General features: G+C 69.3%; 3 protein-coding genes. 2 read left to right on the forward strand and 1 reads right to left on the reverse strand.

The annotated features are described in order from the left end of the window. The coding region (locus FL311_RS41280) for a hypothetical protein (protein WP_228557429.1) at window positions 1–1,362 on the forward strand (1,362 nt) is incomplete at its 5' end. 287 nt (window positions 1,363–1,649) lie between these two features. Next, entirely contained in the window at window positions 1,650–4,169 is a 2,520-nt protein-coding gene (locus FL311_RS41285) for a sodium-translocating pyrophosphatase (protein WP_141333102.1), read from the forward strand. 68 nt (window positions 4,170–4,237) lie between these two features. On the opposite strand, the gene FL311_RS44580 is transcribed toward FL311_RS41285, so the two are convergent. After that, window positions 4,238–4,740: hypothetical protein (locus FL311_RS44580; protein WP_228557430.1), on the reverse strand; the 503-nt coding region annotated here is incomplete at its 5' end.

Here is a 4,740-nt window from a genome sequence, read left to right on the forward strand (position 1 = left end):
GTGTGTCTGCTGGCGCCCGCACTCGTGGCGTGCGGGGAGCAGGCGATTGCAGCACCACGTGCTCCAGGCCCGGTGGTGGTGGTGGGGACGGCTGAGCGGGGTGGCGAGGGCGAGGGGGTCATGGCGTGGTCGCGTCCGCTGGCGCACGGGGACAGCGAGGCGCCACACGCGGTGATTGCTCCCGACGGGGACGTCCTCGTCGCGGCGACATACCGGGAGCCGATGGACGTGGGGGGCGGCCCCCTGCCTTTCAACCGGAGTGCATCGAAGCCTCATCTGTTGGTGGCGCGCTTCTCCCCGGACGGGGCCCTGCGCTGGGCCCACGGTGTCGTTCCGGAGGAGGGCACCTCGCGCGTGCGCGTGGGCGGGCTCGTCATCGACACCCAGGGACGGCCGTGGCTGGGCGGCGCCATCTCCGGCGCCACGCTCTCGGGCACGCGCCTGCCGGATGGTCCCTTCATCGCGCGCCTGTCGCCCACGGGCTCCGTCGAGGCCGTGAAGGACTTCACGGGCGAGGGCGCGCTCACCATCCAGGCCGTCACCTCCGACGCGGGCGGCGTGGTGGTGGTGGGAGACTTCAGCGGCGAACACGACTTCGGCGACGCCGTGCGCTCGCCTCCCGACGGTGAGCGCGGCGCCTTCGTCCTGCGCCTGGACGCAAAGGGCCGCACGCGCTGGAGCCGCGTCTGGTCCGCGGGCGCGGAGGGCTTCGTCACCGCGCGCGCCGCGGGCGTGGATGCCTTCGGCGGCATCTACGTGGGCGGGGCCTACGCGGGCGCGGTGTGCTTCGGCGGCGGCCAGTTCCTCACGGTGCGCCAGCGCACGCCCTTCGTCCTCAAGCTGACACCCGAGGGCACCCACGCGTGGAGCCGCGACCTCCGAGGCTCCACCGGCGCGGTGAACGCGCTCGCCGTGGGCCCCGACCGCGTCTACGTGGCGGGCGCCTTCTCCAGCCGCTTCTACTTCCAGGGCCAGCCCCACGACGCGGGCAACCACCACGGCTTCGTCGCGGCCTTCAGCGCGGACGGCCAGGAGCGCTGGGCGCGCTCCTTCGCCGCCACCGCCACCGCGCTCGCCACGGATGACGCCGGACAGCTCACCGTCTCCGGCACCCACGACGGCGCCCTGGAGCTGGCCCGCACCGCCGCGCCCGCGGGCCTCTACGTCGCCCGGCTCCAGCCCGAGAAGGGCGACGCGCTCTGGGTCCGCACGCTCGAAAGCCCCCAGCAGCCGTCAGCCCGCACCGTGGCCGTGGATGTCACAGGGCATACACTGGTGGCTGGCGCGCTGCGGCGAAAGCTCCCGCCGGGAACGCCCTACCCGCAGCCGCAGGATGGTTTTCTTTTCCGCCTGAAACCCTGACACGAAATATGACGGGAAACACTTAGACGCGGCATCCCAATCATATGACGTGCGGGCAATCGAAGCCTGTCTCGGATTCGACTTCCCACGGGCGGCCATGGTATTCGCCGTCTCGCCTTCGGACGCGTGGCTTTCGCGCGCCTTGAAGGGCGAGGCTGTGCTGAAGCGTCGGCGCGCGGCAACTTCGTTCGCAGACGGCCAACCCCTCGACACCACTCCCTGTCATCCCGGGGCGCGGCGTTGTGGGTCGCGCTTCCGGCCGAGTCTCTGTGAGGAGTTGCACCCCCATGACAAGCACCGTTTCACGCAAGGACGCTCCGTCCCGGAGCGTCACCGGCGTGGTCGCCAGGGCCCTGGGGCTCCTGTCGGTCCTCGCCGCCACGTCCGCTCACGCCAGTGAGGCGGACCTGGTCCTCCCCGACTTCGCCACCAAGACGTTCCTGGGCGGCGGACTCAATGGCCATCAACTGCTGTTGTCCGGCATCGCGGTGAGCGTGCTGGGGCTCGTCTTCGGCTTCCTCCAGTACGCGAGCCTCAAGAAGCTGCCCGTGCACCGGGCGATGCTCGAGATTTCCGAGCTCATCTACGAGACGTGCAAGACGTACCTGATGACGCAGCTGAAGTTCATCGGCGTGCTGTGGGCGCTCATCGCGGTGGTGATGGTGGGCTACTTCGGCTTCCTGCGTCACATGGACGCGGGCCGGGTGGGCATCATCCTCGTCGCGAGCCTCGTCGGCATCGCCGGCTCGTGCGGCGTCGCCTGGTTCGGCATCCGCGTCAACACGTTCGCCAACAGCCGCACCGCCTTCGCCAGCTTGCGCGGCAAGCCCTACCCCACCTACGCCATCCCCCTGCAGGCGGGCATGTCCATCGGCATGGTGCTCATCAGCACGGAGCTGTTGCTGATGCTGGCCATCCTGCTGTTCATCCCGGCGGACTTCGCGGGCCCGTGCTTCATCGGCTTCGCCATCGGCGAGTCGCTGGGCGCCTCCGCGCTGCGCATCGCGGGCGGCATCTTCACCAAGATTGCCGACATCGGCTCGGACCTGATGAAGATCGTCTTCCGCATCAAGGAGGACGACGCGCGCAACCCGGGCGTCATCGCGGACTGCACGGGTGACAACGCGGGTGACAGCGTGGGCCCGTCCGCGGACGGCTTCGAGACCTACGGCGTGACGGGCGTGGCGCTCATCACCTTCATCCTGCTGGCGGTGGGCGAGGGCTTCCGGGTGGAGCTGCTCGTCTGGATCTTCATGATGCGCATCGTGATGGTGCTCGCGTCGCTGGCCGCCTACGCGCTCAACAACGTGTACCAGTCCGCCAAGTACAAGAACGCGGACCACATGAACTTCGAGCACCCGCTCACCGCGCTGGTGTGGGTGACGTCCATCATCTCCGTGGCGCTGACGTTCCTGGTCAGCTACCTGCTCATCCCCAACCTCAACGGCGACCCGTCGCTGTGGTGGAAGCTGTCCGCCATCATCACCTGCGGCACGCTGGCGGGCGCCATCATCCCGGAGGTCATCAAGGTCTTCACCTCCACGGAGAGCCGCCACGTGCGCGAGGTGGTGACGGCCAGCCGCGAGGGCGGCGCGTCGCTCAACGTCATCTCGGGCCTGGTCGCCGGCAACTTCTCCGCGTACTGGATGGGGCTCGTCATCGCCATGCTGATGGGCCTGGCGTTCTGGTTCAGCGGCTCGGGAGTCGCGGGCGAGGGCGTGGGCCAGCTCATGATTGCCGCGCCGGTGTTCGCCTTCGGCCTGGTGGCCTTCGGCTTTCTGGGCATGGGCCCGGTCACCATCGCCGTGGACTCGTACGGCCCGGTGACGGACAACGCGCAGAGCGTCTACGAGCTGTCGCTCATCGAGAACGTCCCCAACGTGAAGGACGAGGTGAAGCGCGACTTCGGCTTCACGCCGGACTTCGAGAAGGGCAAGGAGTACCTCGAGGAGAACGACGGCGCGGGCAACACCTTCAAGGCCACCGCGAAGCCGGTGCTCATCGGCACGGCCGTGGTGGGCGCCACCACGATGATCTTCTCCATCATCGTGCTGCTCGTCGGCATCAAGGACGGCGTGCTCGACCCGGCGAAGGCCCAGTACCTGTCCCTGCTGCACGCCCCGTTCCTGCTGGGCCTCATCACCGGCGGCGCCATCATCTACTGGTTCTCCGGCGCGTCCATGCAGGCGGTGTCCACGGGCGCCTACCGCGCGGTGGAGTTCATCAAGGCCAACATCAAGCTGGAGGGCGTGGAGAAGGCCAGCGTGTCGGACTCCAAGAAGGTCGTCGAAATCTGCACGCAGTACGCGCAGAAGGGGATGATCAACATCTTCCTGGCGGTCTTCTTCAGCACGCTCGCCTTCGCCTGCCTGGAGCCGTACTTCTTCGTGGGCTACCTCATCTCCATCGCCATCTTCGGCCTGTACCAGGCCGTCTTCATGGCCAACGCGGGCGGCGCCTGGGACAACGCCAAGAAGCTGGTGGAGGTGGAGCTCAAGGCCAAGGGCACGGAGCTGCACGCGGCCACCGTCGTCGGCGACACCGTGGGCGACCCGTTCAAGGACACGTCCTCCGTGGCGCTCAACCCGGTCATCAAGTTCACCACCCTCTTCGGCCTGCTCGCCGTGGAGCTGGCGGTAGAGCTGGAGGCCGCGGGCCAGGGCCAGCTCACCCGAATCCTCTCGGTGGTGTTCTTCGTGCTCTCGACGGTGTTCGTCTACCGCAGCTTCTACGGCATGCGCATCCAGAGCGTCGCCGGCGCCAGCGCGCCCGAGTCCAAGCCCCAGGCCGCGGTGAAGACGGCCTGAGCGCCGCCTCCCCTGCGTGATTCACGAGCGGCGGGGCGCCTGTCCCAGGGCCCCGCCGCTTCGCGTTTTCAGGCGCCGATGCCCTCGGGGTCCGTCAGGTGCTCGCCGCCCAGGTGCATGCCCGTCTGGCAGCGGTAGTCCGTCACCAGCGCCACCGCCAGCGACGACAGGCCCAGCAGCACGTGCGCCGCGGCGGTGAGGGGGTGCCTCTTCGCATAGCCCAGCGCGAAGGGCGCCAGCACCGCCGCCGCGCCGTGGACGTAGTCGAACAGCTCATGCACCTCGATGGGGATGAGCTTCGAGACGCTCAGCCGCGCGTCGGTGAGCAGCGTGATGCCAACAAGCGACGCGCCCAGGGCCCAGCCCGCTCGACGCGCTGTCCCATCCTCGGACAGGTGCCCCGCCACCACCGCGGCCACCCCGGCGCGGTAGTCCAGCAGCGTGTGGACCTCCGAGGGCACCCAGCGGCGCAGCGGGAAGCGCTCCAGGAGCGGCCGGGAGAGGATGCCCGCCCGGGCGCTGGTATCCACCAGGTGGCGCGCCACCCGGCGGGGGGCGCTCTCCGCCCGGG

The organism is Myxococcus sp. AB025B (genome assembly GCF_006518215.1).
In the GTDB taxonomy this organism is placed as follows: Bacteria; Myxococcota; Myxococcia; order Myxococcales; family Myxococcaceae; genus Myxococcus; species Myxococcus fulvus.

Bases quoted from the DNA above. Each gene is read 5' to 3' on its own strand.
- FL311_RS41285 (WP_141333102.1), top strand. From the start codon at position 1,650: ATGACAAGCACCGTTTCACGCAAGGACGCTCCGTCCCGGAGCGTCACC.